The 22,745-nt window shown below is 60.9% G+C and carries 19 protein-coding genes; 10 read left to right on the forward strand and 9 right to left on the reverse strand.

All coding sequences use genetic code 11. From position 1 onward, the window contains the following. Positions 1-806: 806 nt before the first annotated feature. Positions 807-1,862, reverse strand: coding sequence for a hypothetical protein (locus QTI33_RS31655; RefSeq protein WP_286510538.1), 1,056 nt, complete (start codon positions 1,860-1,862; stop codon positions 807-809). Between the two features lie 80 nt (positions 1,863-1,942). Then, complete coding sequence (locus QTI33_RS31660) at positions 1,943-4,027, reverse strand: DUF3560 domain-containing protein (RefSeq protein ID WP_286510539.1); 2,085 nt, start codon at positions 4,025-4,027, stop codon at positions 1,943-1,945. 452 nt (positions 4,028-4,479) lie between these two features. Between QTI33_RS31660 and QTI33_RS31665 the strand changes: the two genes are divergently transcribed. Further along, positions 4,480-5,112 (forward strand): hypothetical protein, encoded by a 633-nt coding sequence (locus QTI33_RS31665; protein ID WP_286510540.1) that lies wholly within the window; start codon positions 4,480-4,482, stop codon positions 5,110-5,112. Between the two features lie 1,028 nt (positions 5,113-6,140). On the opposite strand, the gene QTI33_RS31670 is transcribed toward QTI33_RS31665, so the two are convergent. From QTI33_RS31670 to QTI33_RS31700, 7 genes are all read right to left on the reverse strand, one after another. Next, complete coding sequence (locus tag QTI33_RS31670) at positions 6,141-6,479, reverse strand: hypothetical protein (protein ID WP_286510541.1); 339 nt, start codon at positions 6,477-6,479, stop codon at positions 6,141-6,143. Beyond that, a complete protein-coding gene (locus QTI33_RS31675; RefSeq protein ID WP_286510542.1) occupies positions 6,476-7,618 on the reverse strand; it encodes a ParB/RepB/Spo0J family partition protein in 1,143 nt (380 codons plus the stop codon). The genes QTI33_RS31670 and QTI33_RS31675 overlap by 4 nt, the downstream gene beginning before the upstream one ends. Beyond that, the gene (locus tag QTI33_RS31680; RefSeq protein WP_286510543.1) at positions 7,615-8,379 is read right to left on the reverse strand and encodes a ParA family protein; all 765 of its coding nucleotides are present in this window, start codon (positions 8,377-8,379) and stop codon (positions 7,615-7,617) included. Before QTI33_RS31680 ends, QTI33_RS31675 begins: the two co-directional genes overlap by 4 nt. Positions 8,380-8,542: 163 nt before the next feature. Further along, the gene (locus QTI33_RS31685) at positions 8,543-8,773 is read right to left on the reverse strand and encodes a hypothetical protein (protein ID WP_286510544.1); all 231 of its coding nucleotides are present in this window, start codon (positions 8,771-8,773) and stop codon (positions 8,543-8,545) included. 139 nt (positions 8,774-8,912) lie between these two features. After that, positions 8,913-10,910, reverse strand: coding sequence for a DNA topoisomerase 3 (locus QTI33_RS31690; protein WP_286510545.1), 1,998 nt, complete (start codon positions 10,908-10,910; stop codon positions 8,913-8,915). A 198-nt stretch (positions 10,911-11,108) separates the two neighbouring features. Further along, positions 11,109-14,120: an LPD7 domain-containing protein gene (locus QTI33_RS31695; protein WP_286510546.1), complete on the reverse strand. Its 3,012-nt coding sequence runs from the start codon at positions 14,118-14,120 to the stop codon at positions 11,109-11,111. Beyond that, positions 14,104-14,535 (reverse strand): plasmid mobilization protein, encoded by a 432-nt coding sequence (locus QTI33_RS31700; protein WP_286510547.1) that lies wholly within the window; start codon positions 14,533-14,535, stop codon positions 14,104-14,106. The genes QTI33_RS31695 and QTI33_RS31700 overlap by 17 nt, the downstream gene beginning before the upstream one ends. 288 nt (positions 14,536-14,823) lie before the next feature. Between QTI33_RS31700 and QTI33_RS31705 the strand changes: the two genes are divergently transcribed. From QTI33_RS31705 to QTI33_RS31745, 9 genes are all read left to right on the forward strand, one after another. Further along, positions 14,824-15,480: a hypothetical protein gene (locus QTI33_RS31705; RefSeq protein WP_286510548.1), complete on the forward strand. Its 657-nt coding sequence runs from the start codon at positions 14,824-14,826 to the stop codon at positions 15,478-15,480. A 32-nt stretch (positions 15,481-15,512) separates the two neighbouring features. Continuing rightward, positions 15,513-16,220, forward strand: coding sequence for a StbB family protein (gene stbB, locus QTI33_RS31710; RefSeq protein WP_286510549.1), 708 nt, complete (start codon positions 15,513-15,515; stop codon positions 16,218-16,220). Then, on the forward strand, positions 16,217-16,591 hold the full coding sequence (locus tag QTI33_RS31715) for a hypothetical protein (RefSeq protein ID WP_286510550.1): 375 nt from the start codon (positions 16,217-16,219) through the stop codon (positions 16,589-16,591). Before stbB ends, QTI33_RS31715 begins: the two co-directional genes overlap by 4 nt. A gap of 138 nt (positions 16,592-16,729) precedes the next feature. Beyond that, complete coding sequence (locus QTI33_RS31720) at positions 16,730-17,359, forward strand: response regulator transcription factor (RefSeq protein ID WP_286510551.1); 630 nt, start codon at positions 16,730-16,732, stop codon at positions 17,357-17,359. A 2-nt stretch (positions 17,360-17,361) separates the two neighbouring features. After that, entirely contained in the window at positions 17,362-18,684 is a 1,323-nt protein-coding gene (locus QTI33_RS31725; RefSeq protein ID WP_286510552.1) for a sensor histidine kinase, read from the forward strand. 367 nt (positions 18,685-19,051) lie between these two features. Beyond that, the gene (locus QTI33_RS31730; protein ID WP_286510553.1) at positions 19,052-19,315 is read left to right on the forward strand and encodes a TrbC/VirB2 family protein; all 264 of its coding nucleotides are present in this window, start codon (positions 19,052-19,054) and stop codon (positions 19,313-19,315) included. Continuing rightward, positions 19,315-19,635 (forward strand): VirB3 family type IV secretion system protein, encoded by a 321-nt coding sequence (locus QTI33_RS31735; RefSeq protein WP_286510554.1) that lies wholly within the window; start codon positions 19,315-19,317, stop codon positions 19,633-19,635. The genes QTI33_RS31730 and QTI33_RS31735 overlap by 1 nt, the downstream gene beginning before the upstream one ends. Beyond that, positions 19,632-22,031 carry a VirB4 family type IV secretion/conjugal transfer ATPase gene (locus QTI33_RS31740; RefSeq protein WP_286510555.1) on the forward strand — a complete coding sequence of 800 codons (2,400 nt, stop codon included), beginning with the start codon at positions 19,632-19,634 and terminating at the stop codon, positions 22,029-22,031. Before QTI33_RS31735 ends, QTI33_RS31740 begins: the two co-directional genes overlap by 4 nt. Continuing rightward, positions 22,028-22,744 (forward strand): type IV secretion system protein, encoded by a 717-nt coding sequence (locus QTI33_RS31745; RefSeq protein WP_286510556.1) that lies wholly within the window; start codon positions 22,028-22,030, stop codon positions 22,742-22,744. The genes QTI33_RS31740 and QTI33_RS31745 overlap by 4 nt, the downstream gene beginning before the upstream one ends. Position 22,745: the final 1 nt, after the last annotated feature.

The following is a 22,745-nucleotide window of genomic DNA, read 5'->3' on the forward strand; positions in this document are numbered from 1 at the left end:
CCTGCTGTCGGTCTTCGCCTTCGATGAATCTCTTCATGGACCACCACCTCGTTCAGACGGGTTGGCTCAATATAGGCGACCATCAAGGGAGTTTCCACACAGCCTCGGCCATAACCGGACATCCAAAGCGACTTCGAACATATGCGACTCATCACTTTTCTTGTGGACCAGATTGCCGACGATGGGACGGTGTACGGCTCCACGATTACGTCAACGTGCCAATCGGCACGGTCTATACCGAAATCACCTTGGAGCGGCTTGAGGGGGAAGCTCCCGACCTAAGAACCGTAGACCTCGGAGTGATTGGAACCGTCGACCTCCGCTTGATGCAAGTCCACAATAAGTTCTTTAAAAGTCCGCTGGAAGTTATCCCTGCCGGACACGGTGCTGGATTGACGCTCCAAGGCACTGGAATTTCAGCCTTAAAGAGCGCCCTAAAGAATAGAAAGACACGCGAGTATGTGAATCTCCGCGCTGCTTTGCCTGACTAGCAAGGCGGTGCGCGGGGTCTGTCCAAAGCTCCCTGGGATTCGGCAGTTGCCGACGCCGACAAGCGACCACTCTACTGTCGAACGCCCGCTTTGGAGCGGCGGCTATGACCGCTTGGGGCCCACTCCAGACGGTCGCCGTGTCCGATAGCAGTCGTTCGCTTCGGGGAGTCGCCAGGCGCCGGCGATGTCGCGAACCATCAGGTCGATGAGGGCCGGCGCTCCTTGCGCCTTTCTGCTCGTTAGGGTTAAGCCGCGCGGCGAAAGGGGCGGTTGCCCCTGTTGAGCGCCTGCCGCGATGCGGCTCGGCCTGAGGCCTCAAGGCCGGCGAACGGTGCGCGCGTCCAGCGCGTTGTCCGAGCTGCGCATCGCATCGGCGATCGCGATGAAGCGATAGCGCTTCGAGCGATCGACCTTGAAATCCTCGTCGACAACCTCGTTCACCCGCGCCCACTGGTTCCAAGCGAAGCTGCGGCCGAGCCCAACCGTCGTGTTGCTGCTCGGGAAGCTGTCCGCATTGCGCACCATGTCTTCCCATGTGGCTCCGAATTCGACCTCGTCGAATCGGCTGTGTCGCCCGGTGAGCGCATTGCGCTCCAGCACAAGCGCCTGCTCCATCAGCTCCGGGTGATGGGCCGCCAGCCAGTACAGCTCCCACTGCTTCGAGGCCGGGCAGAAGAAGCACGCCGACTTGATCGGCACCATGTCGACGCCGAGGGCGCTGGTGATGGCCTGGACGCAGTCCCCGCGCGTCCATCCGATCAGCTGCAGGGGGTAGGAGTAATCAAAGTCTGCATCGGCCTTCTTGACGCTGCTAGAGCGCTTCAGATCGGCCTTGCCACAGTCGTAGCCGATCAGCTTCACGATCCGCAGGCCTGCGGCTTGCGTATCGACCCAGAGAGGATGCGCAGGACGCGCACCTGGACCGCTCTTCGCGCCCTTGAGAAACTGGTCTTGAGGACCGCCCTTCCATTTGATGCTGCACGATTTCATTCCGAAGGCCAAGGACGGAAGCGTCTCGTTCGCCATGCAGTTGCCGTACAGATCGGTGTAGCCGGTCGTCTCCTTCGGCACCTTCTTGCAAACGTCGATCAGCGGCCACGCCCAGCCGCGTAGAACGCGTTTCATCTTGTCGACGTGCGCCAGCGTCTCGGGCTTTTCGCCGCCCGTGTCGGCGAACGTGATGACATCGGGCCGGATGCCGGCCTCATGCAGGGCGACGATCATCGCGGTTGAATCGACGCCCGATCCAAAGCACAGTGCAAGCGGCTTGCCCGCCAGGGCATCGCGCAGCGCGCGACGTTGCGCAGCAGTGAGGACCGGTCCACCCTCGGCGGCGGTGCTTTGTGCAGGGCGGGATTTCAGTTCGATCATGGAATGCCTTCGGATGCTTTGGGAAATGGGCGGGACGCGCTCGAGTTGCCGGGCGCGCGATCAGCGCCCGGGGGTCTCAATCAGCCTTCAATCAAAAGCAGGGCGGTGTTAACGCCGGTGCCCGACTCCTTGAACGTGCCGGGCGGCAGGGGCTCGTAGAAGCCGCCAGAGGCCTCGGCAAGGGGCTTCAGCGCTGCCTGTTGGCGCGGACCATTCGCGCAAATCGCGACCAGACGCCCGCCAGGTCGAATGAACTTCTTCGCGTGCTGGATATGCTCGATGTCCTGTGCCAAAACGAACGGCGGGTTCATCAGCACCACATCGAAAAACCCAAGGTCGCGGGGATCGCAGCGCATGAAATCGCCGCAGATCGTCGACACATCGGGGAAAGCCTTGTTGATCGCGGCGACGAGCGACGGATTGATTTCGACGGCGACAACCTGGGCAGTCGCGGGAGCGAGCTGCTCAGCAACGGCGCGCAGTAGCGAACCCGTGCCCGCGCTCGGCTCCAGCACGGAGCAACCCGCCTTCATGCCGGCTTCTTGTGCCATGCGTTCGGCCAGGGTTGCCGGCGTCGGGAAAAGTTGCGGAGCGGTCACGGTCTGCACGCCACCAGCCCGCAGGGTTTCGCGCATCGCGTCGAACTCGGTCCGCTGCGCAGGCTGCTGGACTGGGCGAGCTGGTTCGGCTTCGGTGACATCGCGAACGATCGGCAGCTGGACCGGATCAGCGGGAGCGGCGACGGGCGCCGGGGCATCCTTGCGTTTCGCGTCGGAGATGAAGACCGCCACTAAGGCACCACGATGCACCACGGACCGCACGCGATGACGGCCGACCAGCTCGACGCCCTCCCCCGGCTTGATGTCAGGCCGGCCGCTGCCCGCGCGCGAACGCGCGGCACCTTGGCCAAGCTCGCGTGAGCCCTTGTAATCCTTGTGGGTCGCGTCCCATTCGGCCTTAGTCATCGAATGGAAGCCTTCGCCGGGGTAGTTGCAAAGCGGCGGGAGGGTCGTCGCGGCCTTCACCCTGTCGGCGTCTTCGGCGCTGGGTGCCTTGTAGCCTTTGACCTCCTCGATGCCCTTCACCTTCACATATCGCGCATTGGTCGAAACGCTGTTGATGACGCCGCCCGCCTTGTTTACGCGCGTCACGGTCAACCATTCGCCATCGACCAGCACACGCCCGCCCGCCTGGATGTCGAATCCGTCCGCCTTGATGCCGCCCGACTCGTCAAGCATGGCCTTCTCGTAGTCCATGCGGTTCGTGTAGTGGGCAATCCAGCGCCGGCACCATGTCGCGCCGCTGTTGTGCTTCTTCACCGCCAGGGCGACGGCTTCGGCGGTCGTGATGTCGCCAGCGGTCAGCAGCGAATAGAGCGAATCGGGATAGGGCTTGCCTTCGCGCTGGATCGTCACATAGTCGAAGTTCGAGATCTTCACGGCCTGCTCAACCGTCAGGCCATGGACTTGCCACATCGCTAGAAACGTCTCGTGTTCCTTCAGCGCTTTCTCTTGCTTGCGGAGATCTGCGCCCAAGCCCTTGACGCGACGATGACGCACGGCGGGCAGTTGCTTGTATTCGGCGTGCCGCTTCGCACCCTTGGCCCGCGCTTGCCAGTAGTTCGCGGTATCCCACATCTGCACGGCCTTGCGCATGCTGTTGTCGATGCGCTCTTTGTCCTTGCGCGCCTTGCGTTCGCTGTGATGCCCGACAAGGATCGGCTGCCCGAATTCGAACCGCGAGGAAATCGACGCCGCAGCGTCACGCGCCGCGCTCGCATCCGCGCCGCGCTTCTCGCTGTAGTCCTCGAAGCGGTCCGCACGTTCCTCGGCGCGCTGGGCTAGCGTCGTGTCTTCGTCGCCAATCTCGCCGCAAAGCTCGATCAGCAGATCCTCACGGCCGGGCGTCCACATCGGAGCCACAAACACTTCCTGCTTCGGTGCCCATGCGAAACCCGCGCCCTTGACCCGCGCGTAGAGGTCAGCGCCCAGGCGCGAAAGCGAATACAGCCGCAGCTTGTTGTCTTCCGGCGAATAGGTCGCCGACAGCCCCCGGTATTCAGGTTCCCCGACCCCCACGTCTGCTCTTTGGTGAGCCTCGGGAGGTGCGGAAGGAACGGCCGCGGTGGAAAGTGTGTTGATGTCTTGTGTGGTCGCTTCGCTCATGACTGGCCTTTCGTTTGGTTGAAAAAATCTGCTCTTCGGAGCCGCCTCGACGCATGGCCAGCGACAGCCAGGCGCGGGAGGGAGGAGCGGACCGGAAGCCGCAGCCCGAGAGCGAAACGAAGGGACCGGGTGAGGACGAGGACGAGCGCACGCGCAGGGATGGCGCTATGCGTCGGAGAGAGGCGGACCGCAGGGCAGATCAGCCACACGTGACCAGCTGGAGCGAACGACCCCGCACGACGCCGGCGCCGGCGTCGGAGGATCTACAGGTGTTGGTCTTCAGCGGCCCTGCCGGGCCGCGTGCGTCAGGGATTGGTGCCCGGCAGGGGCGAGATCGGCACGAGCTCGATGCGCAGCACTGAAAGCCCGGGACCGGCTTGCACGGTCGACGCCAGAATCCTTATAGACAACCTAAAATTAAACCCTTTAAAACGAAATTCAAGGAGTTCAACGTGAGGAAATCTCTCTGCGCGATCGCCATCATCTCGGCGGCAACTTTCACGGGACAAGCCTACGCGGACGACTACGGCTGCAGGGTCTTGATGTGCCTCTCCAACCCCAACGGACCTACGGCAGAACCTCAATGCGACCCCCCGATTCGGAAGTTCATCGAAGGCCAGGCCAAGGATCCGAAAGAGCCTTTTCCCAGCTGTCCTGAAGGGGCCCCGGCGACCATGAAACCGGCCTACCGACCCTACGATCAATGTCCAGACGGAACGAGAGCCCTCGATGACACGGTCCAAGCAGTCCAGCTGCCTTCGAGCACCTTCAACCAACTGGCCCTGGTGTCGAAACCCCCGGCAAAGCTGCCTTGGCAAAACGATCGACCAGTCGACGTGCCCTCAGGCGTCACCTTCCTCACGGGGATCGGGGAAGGTAGCGGGCAAAACTCGGCAACTCGAGCCAACAAAGTCTGCGTGGGAAAGTCGCTCGGGACGCTCACGTTCAACGTAGGAACGCAAGACGCACCTGAGACGAAAACCGTCCTGGTCTTCGATCAAGTCACGACGATGGAGCCGGCGAAATCGCCCTACGTCGTCGATGTGAACGTCGGGCCGCAGCTGCTCCGATCGGTTCGTTTCTAGCCACCCACTTCAACCCACCGACTCCGAAGAAATCATGAGCGATTCAACCCATGGCCTCGTCTGCCCGTTCTGCAAAACTGAAGTGCCTAGTTCCGCTAGCGTCTGCAGCGGATGCGGGGCACGAAAAGGCACCCGAGCTCAGTCGATCGATCCTATGTTTGCTCTGTTCCGAATTGGGTTTTGGTTCAACTCGATTGGGCTCGTGCTCGTCGTGTGGTTCTTTGGCGCACAGCAAGTTTTCACCAACATGAAGTCGACGGTGGCCCAGTACGATCGGGTGGCTGATCGCCGGCTATGTGGTCTACAAGGCTGCTACCGCAATCTGGCGGAAGGTGTTCGGTTCACTGTCCGATCCGAGGTGGATCCGTTCTCGCTGACGGCAACAAGACGGCGCCACCACTTCGTTAGAGAAAGCAGCGCCTCAGCTGCCTCTTAGCACCGCGCCCACCGGCGCAATACCCGAATCGTCGGAATCGGATTGTTGACAATCCAGTCCGCAGCATCGGTGTTATGACACTGGCAGGCAGCCGCGAGCCCCACGGCCTTGAGCTGGTCTGCGGGATTGCCTGAACACGCATGGACCTGCGCGCCGCGCCTGGTCCACTCTTGTTGCGTCATGGTTGCAACCCATTGAGCCTCCACACTCCCGTACCAGTTGCCAACCACCGCTCCGGCCGCGACTGAAGGGCAATACCCGTGTTGTGGCTGTTGAAATATTGTGGAGTCTGCGTCTCCGTCGAGGCACCATCCTACGTCTCCCTCACCTTGCGAATGTGAGACCCCAGCCAGGCCCACGCAAGCCACGGCGCATAGCAATTGACGCATCAACATGTCCGTCTCCTCAGGAGTGGAGCCGCATGTGTTCGTCTTATTCCCGAGGCGGCACCGATGCTCGGTTGCCAACTTTGGCAGATTTGCTCGCGCCTGGCGAACAAATTTCGTGCTAAGGGCGGGTTCCGCCGGCCAAAAGCCTTTGGTATCTGGCGCTATGACGTCGGAGGAGGTGTGCGACTGCAAGGACGTGAGGACTAGCGCGCTGGCTTCTTGGCAGCTGCCTTCTTCGTCGCTGGCTTGGCAGCAACCTTTTTCGCGGCAACCTTCTTCACGGCCGGCTTCGCTGCTGCGTCATTCGCGGCAGCATTGCGCTTGCCTGCGTTGTAGCGTTCGTACGCCGTACTGAAGCGCGCGAGCACCTTCACGACGTTCTGCTTCGTGCAGCTGAACTGGGCTGCGATGGTGCTGGCCGGCATTCCGAGAACGTGATAAGCGTGCGCGATGTCGCGACTATTCCCCGTGCGAACGAGGAAGTAGTTCATCGTGGCCTCGAACTCGTCGGGGCTCATCAAGGTCTCGGAAAATTTGGTCATGTCGCGCTGATGATCTTGGCTATCGCCTTGTCAACTTCAAAGGTCTCCGCCTTTCCATGCCCTTGCAGGAAAGCGGTCAGATTGAACAGCTCGACCGGCCCCTTGCCGAACTCGTTGCGAGCGAGTCCAGCGATCAGCGCCGGCGCGAGGTCCTCGGTAGCTTGGCCACGGTCGAAGAAAGTCTTGCCATGCTTGGCAACAAGTTCCAGATCCGAAGGGGCAACCGAATTAACAATCGTAACCGCAACCGCGCCCGATTTCTTGGAAGCGTCTACTAAAGCAGTAATCGCTTTCTCGTGCGGCTTCATGGGAGCGGTCGGGAAAATGCTCCCACCGCCCATGACGGAAGGGGTTCCCGGCTCCTCCATCGACCGATCGCGAGGCGTGGCGGTCGACGGAGCCGGTCCCGAGGGCTTGACTGGTGCCGGGCTCTTGCCCGGCAGGGTGTGCACCTTGTTTTCCTTCTTCGCTTCGCCAGTCTTCTTGCGCAGATCCGTAACGCCGGGCTTGGCCGCGGCCTGGTCGACCAGCGCCTTAGCTTGCACGGGATTAGTCTTCTCGATCTGACGCACGTTGTTGATTGCCGTGACATCCGAACTGATGCCTTCATCGATCAGCCGGCGGGCTTGCGGCGAAAGGTCAAGCAAGTTCAGCATCTGGGCGATCCACGCCGCACTCTTCTGCACTTTCTTGGCGAGCGCGGCACGGTCGCCGTTCACCCCGGCCAGCATTTTCTTGAGGTTGCCTGCTTCTTCGAGCTGCGTCAGGTTCTTGCGATGGATGTTCTCTATGAATTGAGCTTCGATCGCTTGCTCATCCGTGAGCGTTCGAATCACGCACGGGATCTTGGTCAAGCCGGCGAGCTTTGCAGCGCGCAAACGGCGCTCGCCGGCGACAAGCTCGTACCTGCCGCCCGGCCGGACGCGGAGCAAAACGGGCTGGATCACGCCATGGCTCTTGATGGTCTCAGCCATGTCCGATAGCTTGTTGTTGTCGTCCTCGAATTCCTTGCGCACTTGCGGCGCAACGTCGATCACGTCGATGTCGACCTCGGTCGGAGCGGCCTTCTTCACGCTCGCGAACATCTCGTTCATGCTCAGGCCAAGGGGGTTTGCGGCGGGGTTCACAGCGGCATTCATTTCGAGATTTCCTTCAGGATCATGGTGCAGGCGTCGCGCCATTCTTTCGCTGCTTTCTCGTGGCTGGAGCCGCGAGGATTTTCCCAAACTGGCGATCGGGTGTTGACCGCGTGCCGCACTGCGGCGCGCTCGGGCAGCTCTGCGGAGAGCACGTAGTCACCGTACTCCGAGCGCATGTGTTGGACCATCGCTCGCTCCTTGGCGCTGCGGCCGTTCGTCTTCATCAGAAGGATGCCCAGGTGCCGAAGATCGGGGTTCAGGGCCGACTGCGTCCCCTGGATCGTGTTGAACAGCTTGGCCACCCCGCCCTGCTCGTAGAGGCCCAGCGTCATCGGCGTGATGACGAAGTCGGCGGCGGCCAGAGCGCCGACAAGGAGTGAATTTCGCTCGGGGGGCGTGTCGATGATGCACAGATCGAACTTTGAAGCGAGGGCGCGCAGCGCCGTGCGCGCCCGAATGACCACATCGGTCTTTGCTGTCAGCAGCTCGTACAAGGCTTCATCGCCGGCAGGGATCAGGCTGACGTGTTCGTCGACCGGCTGCAGCGGCTTCGATACCGGCCGCTCGGCGAAAAGATCCATCGTGGACAGAAACTCAGGGTCAGGAACGACGACGTTGCATCCGAGCGAAAGGCTGGCTTGGGGATCGAAGTCCGCAAGCAGGACGCGCATGTTGGCGCCGGCAGCGGCAAAGGCCAGGTGAGACGACAGCGTCGTCTTGCCGACGCCGCCCTTTTGATTCGCGATGGTGATCGTTTTCATGTTTCCTCGAAGTGTTTGGAGTGTCGCGATCTTATCCTAAGCGACAACCTAAGCGACAACCCAAACACCTTGCAATTGATCCTTCCGGCAGACAAAAGCCGCGACCCGGGAGGGTACGCGGCTTTGAAGCTGACCCGGTCGGCCGAGGCCGACCCTGCGATTGTTACTGCGCCGGAGCGAAATAGTCCAACAGCTGGGCGGTCTTTTCGTCGTCCATCGACTCGCTGTCGATGGTCTGCATGTCGTGCGCGATCATGTGGAAATGGACGGTGGTGAGGCGCCGAATATCCCCATCGGTCGAACGCGAATCGTTGCCCGCGGAGATGAGCGCGTCTGCGACCTGAGCGCGAGTGAAGGTCTTCGAGATCGGCTGGGCGGCGGCGGTTGCAGTCATGGAGGTTCTCGTACTCGTTGTGAGAGTGGATGGTTGACGTTGTGCGGTGAAAGTATTGCAACATGTAGCAATCTGTTTGGGAATGTGCAGATTTACACGGTTTTCTCTCCATTCGCACGGCGAACGTGGTCGAAAGCATTCAGTTTGAGGTAGACGCCGCAGCTTTCCGACGTTCAAGGTCCGGGCTCCCTTCGACGTCGTTCGCGGTGAACTTGCAGCCGTCCCGCCAGGCGGAGCAACTCCAGAAGTGCCCGCTGCCGTCCTTCCTGGCCACACGGCGAAACAACGCGCCGCATGCCGGGCAGTCGATGCGCTCGATGACCGGGAGGTCAAGCTTGGCTTGGCCGATGAGGTCGCTGACGAAGGCGACCTGGTCGCTCACGAACTGGTCGACGCTCCGGGCGCCCTGCTCGATCTCGCGCAACTGCCGCTGAAAGTGGGCAGTGAGCGAGGGGCTCTTGACTGTGGGCGGAAGCATGTCGAGGACAGCGCGGCCGGCCTCGGTGCTGACCAGATACTTGCCGCTGTTCGTGAGAAAACCCCGACGCTTCAATTCTTCGATGATCGCCCCGCGCGTCGCCGGCGTGCCGATCCCGTCGCCATCCTGCAGGGCCTTGCGGTCCACAGGATCGTCCATGTAGCGGTAGATGTTTTCCATTGCGGGCGGCAAGGTGCCCTCGGTGAAACGCTTCGGCGCGCTTGTCCGCTTGTCATGCCGGCGGGCAGAGTGGAATTCGACCGGGTCCTGCAGCTCCATGATCGGCAGATCCTGGCTGTCGTCATCCTCCTCCACCGGCGCCTGATAGAGCTGCTTCCACCCGGGCTCGGTGACAACCTTCCCTCGCGCGGCGAAGTCTTCGCCCAGCGTCGTGGCGTGCACGGTGATTTCGTCGTAGCGATGGACTGGGTAGAACTGCGCGATGTAGGCCCGGACGATCAGCTGATAAAGATTCAGCTCGTACTCGGCCAGACGGGTCAAGTCCGCTCGCATGGTGGTCGGGATGATGCCGTGGTGCGCTGTGACATTGGCATCGTTCCATGTCTTCGACTTGATCGAGGTATCGGTGCCATCGATCCACCCGCCGATTGCTGGCAGGTTTTCGCGCAGCGCATCGAAGATCGCGGGGGCTGCGGCATGCTGGTTCTCGGGTAGGTACTCGCAATCGGTGCGCGGGTAGCTGGTCAGCTTATGTGTCTCGTAGAGCGCTTGGCAGATCTGCAGCGTCTCGGCCGCGGTGTAGCCGAACATCTCCGAGGCGAGCAAGCCGATGCCAGCCAGGGAGAGGCCCTTGGGCTGATGCTCAGCCTTGGGCACCGTGTTGTATTCGGAAATGACACCCACCGCGCCCTCAAGGCGCTGGACGATGTCGTCCGCGACTGCGGTATCGACGAGCCTGCCATCGGGATCGAGGCCGACCTGGTCCTCGCGCGGTTGCCATCGCATGCGGAATTCCGCTGCTGCATGACGCACCTGGACCGTGACGAAGTGATAAGGAACAGGACGGAAGTTCGCGACCTCAGCATCCCGCTTCGCCACCATGGCCAGCGTTGGCGTCATGACGCGCCCGACCGGCACGACGCCACGATTTCCCAGCGCCTGGGCCCGCAGAGTAAAAGCGCGACTGCCGTTCATCCCGATCAGCCAATCGGCACGCGATCGGCCCCGAGCCGCATCGCGCATGCCGGCGAAGTCGCGGTTGTCCCGGAGGTTTGCCATCGCTGCGTGCAAGCTGGCCGGATCCTGTGCGTTCGACCAGAACCGCAGGACCTGTCCGCGAAACTTCGCGTGCTCGATGACCTCATCGACGAGTAGCTGCCCCTCGTTGTCCGGGTCGCCGGCATTGACCACAACTTGCGCATCGCGCATCAGTTGGGTCAGAAGCTTGATCCGGTCCTTGGCGTCGTCCTTGGGCAAGACGACGAACTGAGGCGGGACGATTGGCATATTGCCGAAGTCCCATTGCTTGTACGCCGAGCTGTAGAACTCAGGCTTGGGCATCTCGAACAGATGGCCAAAGCATGAACTCACAACATCGTTGCCACACTCAAAGTAGCCCTGCCCCCGCCTGGTGACGCCGAGCAGCTCCGCCAGCTCCTTTGCCACGGAAGGCTTTTCTGCGATGAAAAGTCGTTGCATCGATCTCTCTCCCTGAACTCAATCGCACGGACGATCAATCTAATCGTCATCTCTAAAAACAACTCTAGAGACAACCTAAATGTAATCGCAACGCTGGGAAGGGAGGGAGTGAAGCTGACTGGCAGCGGGGCCAGGGCCCCGATTTAGCATGCTAAATGCAGGCCTCCGCCTTGCGAAAGGCCGCCAGCCTGGGGCGCGTCAGCGCTCCCGATTCGGTGCTGCCCTGCCCCGCGCATGCAGCACGATTGGCATCGCCTGAGGTTTCGAAGAATCCCGAAGGGTCAGCTCGAGGCCGGTGCGTCGAGCGGCGTCGGTCATGGCTGCGACGAATTGAGCGTCGCCGTTGAGCGTGAGCGTTCTTCCATACCGGGCGATGGCAACTCGAATCGCGGCGTCATAGGCCTTTGTCTGAGGCGTCAGAACAGTGACCCCCTGGGCAGCATCGCGCACGATTGCTCCACCATCGGCGCGATATGTGACCCCGCCCCTGGCATCAACGGTGTATGTGGGCAGAGGAAAAACCGGCTGGCTACGCCCGCCTGAAATCTTGAGGTCGACATCCTTCTCATGAGGCGCCATACGGCGCAGCTCGGCGAGCGCGGCGGTATCTCCTCCGCTCGCCAGGTCAACCAAGTATTCACGGTAGTGGGCATTGCGACGCGGCACGCGCGCCTCTGAGGATGCACGGGCACGTTCCGCGGCAATGGTCTGCTGAGCGATGAATTGATCTGCTCGCGCTCGGGTGACGGCGGCAGCACGCATCCGGCCTGGCAACGACTGCGCGTCTTGCTTCTTGCGCTTGTAGTCCTCCCGGCTTTGCAGCACGCGGGTCCGAAAGCCCTCGCTGTCCGCTGCCCTACGGGCGGCGACTTCCTCAAACTGACGGCTACGCCACTGGGAAAACTGACGCCAAAGGGCCTTGTCCGGTGGCGGCAGCGCATCGGAGATGCTCGCGTGGTAGCAGTCCTTCAGCACCCCCTCTGCCTCCTTCCATGGCCGCTTGAGGTGCTTGGTGAAAAAGTCGCCAAGGTTGTACTGCTTGTCCTGGTGAATGATCCGCGGCGACCCGTCAGAGCCGGTGCCTATGGAATAGGCAGCGGGATCGATCCCGTAGAGCCTCTGCGCGGCCGTGAGGACGATCGCAGGATTGGTGTCGGCCTTGAGCCGATCGGGTGCCAGCGGAACGCGGTGAGCCGAGGCCGCAATCGCCTCGATCACGGTCTGCGACTTGCGATCCTGTGGCCGGTCAATCGTCAGCCTGCGCAGCGTGGTCGCAAGAGCTTGGCCGAGATTGCGGCGGTCCAGCGCGGCGCGGATCGCCGCGGGATCCTTGGCGACCTGGGCGCCACGCGCAATGGCCGCGGCCGAGCGGTCAAGGCGCTCCCTCGGTGTCAGAGGAGTTTGGTCTTGCGAGCGATCTTCCCGTAGTCCGCGCAAAGTGGCATCAAGAGCTGCGCCAAGACTTCGACGCTGGAAGTACCTCGCGACTTGCGCAGGGTCAGCAGCAATTTGTTGGCCGCGCGCGATAGCCGCTGCTGCGCGGCGGAGTAGGCCTTGGCTTGAGCGATCGCCTTGGCTATCTGCTCGGGGGTCGGTGACATCATGATTCGGGTTCCGCTTTGCAAGCGTGCGCGCATGGCACTCGGCCAAGATCGGCAGGGCCTCGGCCCAAGGCTGCTTCAGGTGTTTGGTGAAAAAGTCGCCAAGGTTGTACTGGCGACCAGCGTGAAGGATTCGCGGCTTGCCGTCCTTGCCCTTCGCGACGAGGTACTCGGCCAGGTCAATCCCAAAGCGCTCCTGGGCGACGGCGAGAACAACCTCCGGGTCTGTCTCGCCCTTCAGTTCGGCGTCGGTCAGATCCCGAGATGGCCCTTGATCTGCTCCGAACTGTCCACCAGCGGCACGAGGAGCTTTTCGAGGGTCTTGACCAAGCCGTCCTCGGACGGCCCTTCCATCTCGGCCAAGATCTTCTCGAAAGTCAGCGCCATCGCTAGGTTTTGCTCTGTCAGCGTTTCCATCAACGCCGAAAGTTCGTTCAGGTCTTCCATTTTTGAGTTCCTTGATAAGTGACTTGATACGGGCAGCGAAGCCGGCCGGGCGCGGGGTGGGAACCCCCTGCTCTTCCACCCTCGCCATCGCTCGATTGATTGCCTCAGCTGCGGCGCCGACAAGCTGCCGCTCGATGGGCTCGTCGTAGACAGCCAGCCGGGCACGGGTCTTCGCACGACAGTCGCTGAGAAACTCGTCTTGCTTGGCCGAGGACATCCCCTTGAAGGCCTTCTTGAGGCGGGGGGACGCGACATAGCGAGCCACGAAAGAACCTCTTGCCCGCCACTGCTCTACGACCTGGTCGTAGTCCGAGGCCGGTGCGGGAGCGCGCAGCGCCTCCGCCTCGGCCGCAAAGCCCTCCCGACTCAGGCCCTTGATGTTGATGCCTTTGTCCGCCCAATCCGGCTTGACGTTGATATAGGTCCCATCCCTGCCCTGCCGAACGGTGGTCACGCCGATGGTGCTCGCAGCTTCGACGAGCTGTTCAAACGTGTCGACGTGTCGTTCGGCCACGAGAGACGCAAGGTAGGCCCGGATCTGCTTCGGGCTCTGACCCTCGAAGGATGCCTCGTGCCGGCCTAGGGGATGCTCCGGGGCGGCCGGATCTCGCTTTGATTGCTTCGGGCTCTTGAGCCCGAAGCGTTGATTGATCTGTTCCTGGATTGCCTCGGGGACGGACATTTCCTTGAGGTAGCCAAACGGGTCCATGAACCTGTCGGACTCAAGGTTGCGCATCGGAATGACGATGTGAACGTGAGGAAGCCGGCTCTCATAGTCGCCGGACCGCGCGTTCAACTCGTGCGTCACCTTCGGAATGTGCGCCTCGGCGTAGAACATGTACTCGCTGGGATCGTAGGCAGCCATGACTGCCTCCCGGTAGGCGTCTACGACTTCGTGAAGCACCTTCGCATTGATCTGGCCCGGCTCGCATTCTTCGGCCGCGGTGAACTGCTCGGCGAAGCCCAGGGTGATGTGGAGGTAGCGCGAATCGCCCTCTTGCTTCGTCACGATCCCGTCGATCACAGCGTTCAGCAACTCGATGTCGCCGGCCAGGGGAATACGGTCGTCGATCAGATCGCGATCGAACTCCCTGCCCTTCTTCCTCCCCGACTCAAGGTACTCGACGATGCCGCTGGCAGCTGAGTTAATCCGCGCGAGCATTGGCGACGGCCTCCCTGAAAGTCGCCTGGATCGCCTGAAGCTCCTTGAGGAGCGCGGCACATTCCTGTGCAGTCAACTTGCCCTCCAGCCGAAGGGTGTTGACCCGATGTGCGAGCTGGTTCAAGTTGTTCCCCGCCTTGCAGGCCTGGAACAGCAGGGGCTTCAACTCATGGTGGGGCGTCATCCGCGCAACGATCTGCGTCCGGTTTCCGAGGATCGCTTGTTCAAGCCAAGCACGGGTAGAGATGCCCGCCTCTTCCGCCTTGAACGTTATCTGGGCGTGCGCCAAAGCGCTGATCCGGAATGAAACGACCCTCGTCTTGGTCGCTTCACCCTGAGATTTAGCATGCGAAACCGGAAGCGAGTCGACGAGGGCTTGGTCGGCCGAGGAGCCTGGTGCGTGTTCTTCTGTCATGTCCCTGGGGGCCCATTTAGCATGCTAAACGGCGAGGCGTAGCCGGTTGAAAAGGTTTCAAAGGCAGCGCCTTTGGCACGGGTATTTTACAGAGGCGTAGCCGGCTGTAAACATACCAGACGTGCCTCTCTGCCGAAGATATGAGGAAATCTGGAATTATGCGGGCTTCCTTGGAGCCCGATTGAGTGCACCGGGCTTTTGTAGACGAGTTGGGCTCCAGCCGGGCCCAAGTGGGCGTTTGCGGGCTTTTGCGGGCTTTTGCGGGCTTCGCTGCAGTATCATCAATCCATGCTGCCACCAAGCCCCCTGGAAATCGACTCCCGCATTGAGCAGTTCATGGCCGCGAATCCGCCAGATTCGCTGACCTACATGCAACTGTTCCGGCCCGCGATCATTCGGATGTATGTCAGCGGGTACTCAAAGGCGCTGATATTCAAAGCGCTAACCGAACAGGGTCTCATCGCAATCTCACGAACGGCGTTCCAGCGCTGGCTGAGCGCCAACGTCGATCTCGACAAGGAGGCGAGGGCGTTTGTGGAACGGCGCTCTGCCGCTGTTTCAGAGGCCGGATCCAGCGCGGAGACCGCGCCAACTTCCACGCCCCAGAAAGCCGCTCAGCAAAAGGGGAAGCCGGGGAGGACACGTGGCGAAGCGCAAGTTGCCCCAGTTCCCTCGGCAGCCGTCAAGGCCTCAGCCGCTGCGGCTGGCGGTGCGGAAGCAGCAACCGCATCGACAACCCCAGAGACAACCGTTAAAGCAACTGTAGAATCAACCCACGGTACAACCGTTCAGACACCCAACGAAGAGAAAATGAAGATCATCGCCGACCTGAACGCGATTCTTCAAAAGGCGGAGGCACGGGATATGGGCGCTGTATCGGATCGAGCGCTTGCGCGTCTTCGTCTCGCTGAGCGCGATAAAGCGCCAGGGGATGGAGGCGGGTAGGCGCATTCATCTATCCGTTAGGGAGTGTGGGAATGAGTGAGAACGCTTTGTTCAAAATCGCGGTGCTGAACTACTCGGGCAACGTAGGCAAGTCGACGTTGGCCCGCCATCTACTGCAGCCCCGAATGAGCGAATGCCCGATTACGTTCATCGAGTCGATCAACGAAGGAGGCGACGAGGAATCGAACGTCAAGGGCAAAGAGTTCGCGACCGTCATGATCGATGTACTCGCCGCTGACCGGGCCATCGTCGACATCGGCAGCAGCAACATCGAGCAAGTCTTCGCCAAGGTCGGCCGCATGGGTGATGTTCTGGACGGCTTCGACTATTTCCTGATCCCAACGGTTTCGAAGGCCAAGCAGCAAAACGACACGGTCAAGGTCATCCGCGATCTGGCTGTGCTCGGGGTCCCGACTTCGAAAATGAAGGTGATCCTCAACTATGTGGATCCCGATGATGACGTGGAGAAGATCTTCGACATTGCCCTGGAGGCGCTGGAAAGACTCAAGATCGAACATGCCATCGTCCATGAAAGCGAAGGCTTCGCCTACCTGACTGGCCGCACCGTCAAGGATGTGGCAGCAGAAGGACGGGACTTCCGCAAGCAAATCGCCGAGGCCGCCACGAAGGAAGCGAAGCACGAATTGGCTACCGCGCAGGTGCTTTCGCGCATGGCCCGTGGCATTCAGGCGGAACTGGATACGGTCTTCACGAAGCTCTTCGGCCCAGCAACGGCATGAGCGGCGGCGCGAAGGCGCTGATCGAGGCAGTGCATGCGGAGCTGCTCGTCGATATCCAGCATTTAGCGGGCGAAGTTCACGAACTCCAGCTACAGCTTCCTGCCATCGTGGCCGATATCAACGGTAGCGCCGAGGGCGTGAAGGTCGCAGCAGGAAAGGCGCTGGCCGACTTCGAGGCCATGGGCCATGGCCTGGTGCAGGTCGTTCGACGTCAGGTCGACGAAGAGCGGATTGCTTCCGCCAAGGCGAATGCCGAAGCCGCGCGAGGGACCAAGAGTGCCCTGGAGCAATTCACGAAGTACTTCTGGCTCCTTTGCGGCCTGACCTGCATGAACACGCTCCTCGTCGCCGCAATATTGCTCAGCCGCTGAACCGGCCATTTAGCATGCTAAATCGGTCGGTCCGGGGGCGTCACCGGAAAGTTGGCCGTTTAGCATGCTAAATCCGGCCCGAGGACCACATATGCGAGGACTGAGAAAAGGGCGCCTGGAAGCGGGCAGGGGACGGAGATGAACGAAGTTCTCATCGTCGAAGATCATCCTTTCGTCGCCGAAGCGACCAAGGAATTGCTCAGCAGGGCCTACCCACTGGTGAGTACGACTGTACGAAGCAACGCGAGTGCAGCAATCGAAGCCCTGACAGATCCCAACAGGGCATGGCATCGGATCCTGCTGGATCTCGATATACCTGGAGCGCACGGCCTGTCGGTGGCGACGGAAATTCAACGGCAGGGGTTGGCAGGAATCGCCTGTGTGGTCACGGCCACGCACCGCAGCGACTACGTCGCCCAGATCAAGGCGATGGGATTCCTCGGCTACATCGTCAAGGCTACGCCGGTCGACGAGTTCGCTGCAGCTCTCGGGAAAATCTTTGTCGGAGTGCAATCGTTCGCTGCGCTGCCGGAGGGTGCCCAAGTCAGGCACGAGGTGGTCAGGCTGACACGCCGCCAGGCGCAGATTCTCGACCTGGTTAGAACAGGCTCCAACTCCAAGCAAATCGGCAGATCGCTGAAGCTCTCAGAGGGAACCGTCAACAACCACATCAACGCGGCGATGTCCGCGTTGGAGGTCAGCACACGGAGCCATGCGGTGGCAAAGGCTATCGAGTGCGGGATGCTGGGTTTCGGCACGCTGCACTGAGCATGCAGAAAGCGCTACCCGCAGGCTTTTGGTCGATCTCCTCCTGGATCGCGAACCAAGTTGCCTTCGTGCTCGCAGTCATAGCGATCTACGTTGCAGAAGTTGCGGAGCCAACGATCAGCAAGGCGAGGCTGGCCGCTTGGGTCGTCGCATCGATCACGAACTGGTTGGTCCGATGGGCGCTGTACAGCGCCAGGATGCATCTCCCTGGACCCGAATGGGGGAGGGTGGTCGCAATCGCGATGCTTGCAATTGCCGTCAGTCACTGGGCCTGGACGGTCGATGTGTTCATCGGCACAGACTTCACAACAACTTCCGTCGTGCTGGTCGTGGCATTCGTGATGATGAGCATCGCGGCGATGGCCGGCTGGATCGCCCAGCCTGTGCATGCGACGACGTACGTCGCTGCGCTATGGCTTGCGCTGTCGACCAAGGCAGCGCTGACCGACCTGGTTGGGATCAATGTGCTCATCGTCCTCAATGCTTGCGTCGTGCTGATGATGGTCATCTCGATCATTTCGCATTCCCGTCTGCGCCCCCTCATGGAACGACGGGACCAAGCCGATCGGATCGTTGTCGAAATGCGGCGCACGAATGCGCAGCTCGAAGAGATGCGAAGCGAAGCGGCCGCGACCCTCAAGAGTAGATCGACGTTCTTCGCCGGCGCGAGCCACGACTTCAAACAGCGGCTGCATGCGATGAAGCTGATGGCTTTTTCGACGATCGCGGACCTGCCTGCAGACGACAAAGCTCGCTGGGCATTGAGTCGGATGTCCGATGAGGTTGAAGAGCTTGAGGACTACTTCAAACACATCCTGGAATTCGCGCGCATCGAGGCGCATGACATGGCGCCCGAGGTGCGGCCCATGCAGCTGCAGCGCCTGCTTCAAAAGCTCGATCTTCAATTCGAGAATGTCGCCGCAGCGCGCGACATCCGGCTCATGTTCAGAACGACAGACATCGAGGTCGTGACGGATCCAGCGATGCTGCAGCGAATGCTCGAGAACCTTCTTTCGAACGCTGTGAAATTCACAAGCCGCGGGGTCCTGGTGGCCGCGCGCCGCCGTGGTGCCAAAGTCCTCGTAGAGGTCTGGGACCAAGGGCCGGGCATCCGACCGGAGGTCATGCCCGACATCTTCGAGGCATTCCATCAGGACAGAAGTGAAGCAAGCCGCCAGGCAGGAGGATTCGGCCTCGGCCTCTTTCTGGTCAAGCGGTTCGCAGATCGACTTGAGCATCGCGTATCGGTGGAAAGCCGAGTAGGGCGAGGCTCCGTTTTCCGCATCGAGCTGCCCATACACCGGCTGTCTCCCACGCCAACGTAGGGCGCGCAATGCGCCCTGGAGAGGTCGCCTTCAGGCGCGCTCTCGGCCCGTTATCGCTGCCTCCACCGCAGCAGACGACAGGACTCTGCACGTCCGCAATTTTCTCGGCTCGCACAACCCACCAAGGGTGCGGTTGGGTGTATATTCGGTTGTCGTTTCGGTTGGCAAACAAGATTATTTTTAGGTTTACTCTTGTGATAAAGCAGGCCGAAACATCAAGGCGCTCAGGGAGAAATTAAGTGTGCCGGGTACGCCCACCAAGAGGCGGCCCGGCTTGGTTTGACATCAACAGAGGCCTGAGGGGTCTCGGGAGTTAGAAGTGAAAACTGGTTTGTTCAAAGTCTCGGAGCGCGCGCAAAGCGCCGTCGTGAATGCTCGCAATGCGTATGCGCTCATGGCGGTGCTTTTCATGTGCTCGCCGGCCTACGCGCAGTTCGAAAAAGCCACGCAAGGACTGAACAAGGTGCAGACGTGGCTGCTGTCGATCGGCGCTGTCGTCGTGACGCTCGCGATCATGCTCACGGGCTTTCGCATGATGTTCCAGGCCGCTCAGTGGAAAGACACCGCGCCGGTCTTCTGGGGTGGCATTCTGGTCGGCAGCGGCAGCGCGATTTCGTCGCTGTTCTTCTGATGCGAGATCGCATCTTCAAAGGCGCCACGCGCCCCGCGATGATGCTTGGGGTCCCAATCGTGCCGTGCATTCTGGTGATTGGGGCCTTCATTGTTTTGGCGATGTGGGCTCTGGTGTTCTCCGGGGCCGTCACTGGCCTCTCCGTCCTGGTCGTGCTCGTCTTCGTCATCGCCGTCATGCGCTACATGTCGAGCCAGGATGACCACCGCCTCAATCAGTACCTGATGTACCTGCGCAGCCGGCCATTCCGCCGGAACGCGCATTTCTGGCGAGCGCACAGCATGTCGCCAACCAACTACAAGAAAAGGGGAGGGCCGTGAGCGCCGTTCTTAACTCGATGCAGCTGAGTTCGCGGGAAGACTCGCCCAGCCGCGTCATCCCCATGTCGTATGCACTGACCGAAGAGGTCGTTGTACTGAAGACCGGCGACTACGTCTCCTCATGGCTGATCGAAGGGCTCCCCTTCGAGGGCCTGAGCAACGATGAAGCGCTCGCGCAAATGAACTCGTTGAATCAACTCATTCGAAGCCTTTCGAATGGGAAGTACTCGTTCTGGGTTCATCGCATTCGTCGCGCGATCGGCGACAGCCTGGACCTTCCACCCGAAGGCTTCGCGAACGCAATGATGGCGAAGTACTACGAGCAAATGGAGAGCGGCGGCCTGATGGCAACGCAGATCTATTTGACGATCGTCTACAGGCCCTACCCGCAGAAAGCACGCGGCATCTTCGGCAACGTGGCACGCACTGCCGAGGAATTCCGCGCGGAGAACGAAGCCGCGCTGGATGTGATGGACAACCTGAACCGCCAGGTCATGAGCACGCTGGCCGACTACCGTCCTACGCTGCTGGGCGCCTACGAATCCAAGGGCCATAAGTTCAGCGACCAGCTCGCCTTGTATGCCTTCCTCGCGAATGGAAGCTGGCGGCCGGTGCCTCTGAAGAATGTCCCCCTGGACCGCTACCTTTCGCGTGCACGGCTGTTCTTCGGCTCCGAAATGATCGAGACACGCGACGAGCACGGATCGATCTTCAGTGCGTTCGTCGACATCAAGGACTACGCTGATTTCACGTCTCCCGGTGTGCTGAACACGATGTTGGGCCTTCCCTGCGAGTACGTCGAAACGCACTCGTTCTCGCCCATGAACGCCCGTGACGCTCAAGCCGTCCTAAAGAAGCAACGCAACCAGCTCATCAGCTCCGAAGACAACGCGCAGTCGCAAGTCGAGGAGATGACGCAGGCGATCGACGATGTGATCAGCGGCAACTTCTCGTTCGGCGAGTACCACTACACGATCCAAGTGAAGGGCACCTCGCCTGAGAAAGTGAAAGTTGCGCGAGCTGCTGCGATCGATGCGCTGGGGGATGCAGCATTCCTCGGCGTACCTCTTGACCTGGTCACGGACCATGCATTCGCTGCGCAGATGCCGGGCAACTGGCGTTCGCGCCCGCGTGTCGCGAATCTCAGTTCGCGTAACTTCACCGGGCTTTGCTCGCTGCACAACTTCAGCAACGGCAAGCGCGACGGGAACCCATGGGGTGAGGCCGTCACCATTCTCCAATCGCCCGCTGGCCAGCCCGTCTACTTCAACTTTCACGATACCGAAAGGGACAAGGACGCTTTCGACGAGAAAGCGCTTGGCAACACGCAAATCATCGGCATGTCAGGCGGCGGCAAAACGGTCCTTGCCTTGTTCCTTCTTCAGAACCTCGCAAAGTACGGAACACAAACGGTGGTCTTCGACAAGGACCGCGGCGCTGAAATTTTCGTGCGCGCCATCGGTGGCAAGTACCTCGCCCTGGAGCGCGGGGCCCAGACTGGCTTCGCTCCGTTCAAGATGGATCCAACGCCGGAAACGCTCTTGTTCTGGGGCGACCTCATCATGTTCTGCACGATGGTGAGCGGGCGGCCCCATACCGCAAGGGAAGAGGCTGACATTCGCCATGCGGTCATGGCCGTCAGCATGCTGCCAACGCAGCATCGGAGCTTTGCGGCGGTCCTCCAGAACCTGCCCGACACCGAAGAAAACAGCGTCGCCGCGCGCTTGCAAAAGTGGTGTCGCACGGGTACTGACGTTGAAGGTCCTCTCGGGTGGGCCTTGGATTCCGATGACGATTTGCTGCAGTTCGAAGACGGTCGCTGCTACGGCTTCGACTACACCGAACTGCTTGACGATGACCGCACGTGCCCCGCGATCATGATGTACCTCATGTACCGCGTCGAGCAACTGATCGACGGTCGGCGTTTCGCGTTCTTCATGGACGAGTACTGGAAGGCCCTCTCGGTCAGCTACTTCGAGGACTTCGCGAAGAACAAGCAGAAGACGATCCGGAAGCAAAACGGCTTTGGCGTCTACATGACGCAAAGCCCATCCGACACGCTCGCAAGCCCGATTGCTCGAACCCTCATCGAGCAAACGGCGACGTTCATCTTTCTGCCAAACGTCTCAGCCGACAGATCCGAATACGTCGGCGGCTTCAAGTTGACCGACGCTGAGTTCGATGTCGTCGCCGCACTCCCCAAGGGCTCGCGGATGTTCGCCATCAAGCAGGGCAATCGCTTCTATCTCGCGTCGCTGGACCTGCACAGGTTTCGCGACGAACTCAAGGTGTTGTCGGGCACGACAGACAACGTCGCTCGGCTCGAGAAACTGCGGGTCCGGTTCGGCGATGAGCCGAGCGCATGGCTCGCTCCATTCATCAAGGGGGAATCATGAAATTCATTACGGCAGTCGTGCGGAATGCGGCAGCGGCAGTTCTGCTTGCGGCATCGTCCGCCGGCGCTTTCGCGCAAATTCCAGTGACCGACTTGCTCGGCCTGGCACAAGAAATTCAGCAAGTGGCTTCCTGGGTTCAGCAGTACCAGCAGATGGCCGATCAGCTGAAGGCGCAGAAGGAACAGCTTGAAGCGGTCAAGGGCGGTCGCGGCATGGCCCAGCTCGCGGGGAACATGGCGCGGCAGGAGCTTCCGAGTGACTTCGCCGGTACGTACGACCAGCTGCGCACTCAAGGCGCTGCAGGTGCTTCGAGCGCAGCAAGGACCGTTTACGAAAACGTCAAGCGTTACGACTGCTCGCAGAAGTTCCCCACCGACCAGCGGTCTCGCATCAGCTGTGAATCCTCGACGATGGCGGCACCGGAGAACATCTCGCTGCTCAACACCGTAGTGAAGGCTGCGCAAAAGCGGCAGACGGACTTGAAGCAACTGCAGTCGTCAGTCGACACCTCGGACGCCAAGGCCGCCGCGGACTTGGCGAACCGCCTCTCCGTGGAAATCGCCTACATCCAGAACGAAAAGGTGATGCTGGATATGGCGCTCCAGCAGCGCGAACAGCAGCTCGCCCTTACCCGTCAGCAGCAGGCAGAGGAGGGCTCGAAGCGCCTAACCCGATCCAGCGGCGGCGGTTCGAATCCCTTCAACCTGAACTAGC

The organism is Variovorax davisae (assembly GCF_030316845.1).
Classification (GTDB): Bacteria; Pseudomonadota; Gammaproteobacteria; order Burkholderiales; family Burkholderiaceae_C; genus Variovorax; species Variovorax davisae.

What these genes read in the sequence shown, in the direction of transcription:
- QTI33_RS31655 (WP_286510538.1), bottom strand. Translation starts at nt 1,862, where the DNA reads ATGATCGAACTGAAATCCCGCCCTGCACAAAGCACCGCCGCCGAGGGT.
- QTI33_RS31660 (WP_286510539.1), bottom strand. Translation starts at nt 4,027, where the DNA reads ATGAGCGAAGCGACCACACAAGACATCAACACACTTTCCACCGCGGCC.
- QTI33_RS31670 (WP_286510541.1), bottom strand. Translation starts at nt 6,479, where the DNA reads ATGACCAAATTTTCCGAGACCTTGATGAGCCCCGACGAGTTCGAGGCC.
- QTI33_RS31675 (WP_286510542.1), bottom strand. Translation starts at nt 7,618, where the DNA reads ATGAATGCCGCTGTGAACCCCGCCGCAAACCCCCTTGGCCTGAGCATG.
- QTI33_RS31680 (WP_286510543.1), bottom strand. Translation starts at nt 8,379, where the DNA reads ATGAAAACGATCACCATCGCGAATCAAAAGGGCGGCGTCGGCAAGACG.
- QTI33_RS31685 (WP_286510544.1), bottom strand. Translation starts at nt 8,773, where the DNA reads ATGACTGCAACCGCCGCCGCCCAGCCGATCTCGAAGACCTTCACTCGC.
- QTI33_RS31690 (WP_286510545.1), bottom strand. Translation starts at nt 10,910, where the DNA reads ATGCAACGACTTTTCATCGCAGAAAAGCCTTCCGTGGCAAAGGAGCTG.
- QTI33_RS31695 (WP_286510546.1), bottom strand. Translation starts at nt 14,120, where the DNA reads ATGCTCGCGCGGATTAACTCAGCTGCCAGCGGCATCGTCGAGTACCTT.
- QTI33_RS31700 (WP_286510547.1), bottom strand. Translation starts at nt 14,535, where the DNA reads ATGACAGAAGAACACGCACCAGGCTCCTCGGCCGACCAAGCCCTCGTC.
- QTI33_RS31705 (WP_286510548.1), top strand. Translation starts at nt 14,824, where the DNA reads ATGCTGCCACCAAGCCCCCTGGAAATCGACTCCCGCATTGAGCAGTTC.
- stbB (WP_286510549.1), top strand. Translation starts at nt 15,513, where the DNA reads ATGAGTGAGAACGCTTTGTTCAAAATCGCGGTGCTGAACTACTCGGGC.
- QTI33_RS31715 (WP_286510550.1), top strand. Translation starts at nt 16,217, where the DNA reads ATGAGCGGCGGCGCGAAGGCGCTGATCGAGGCAGTGCATGCGGAGCTG.
- QTI33_RS31720 (WP_286510551.1), top strand. Translation starts at nt 16,730, where the DNA reads ATGAACGAAGTTCTCATCGTCGAAGATCATCCTTTCGTCGCCGAAGCG.
- QTI33_RS31725 (WP_286510552.1), top strand. Translation starts at nt 17,362, where the DNA reads ATGCAGAAAGCGCTACCCGCAGGCTTTTGGTCGATCTCCTCCTGGATC.
- QTI33_RS31735 (WP_286510554.1), top strand. Translation starts at nt 19,315, where the DNA reads ATGCGAGATCGCATCTTCAAAGGCGCCACGCGCCCCGCGATGATGCTT.
- QTI33_RS31745 (WP_286510556.1), top strand. Translation starts at nt 22,028, where the DNA reads ATGAAATTCATTACGGCAGTCGTGCGGAATGCGGCAGCGGCAGTTCTG.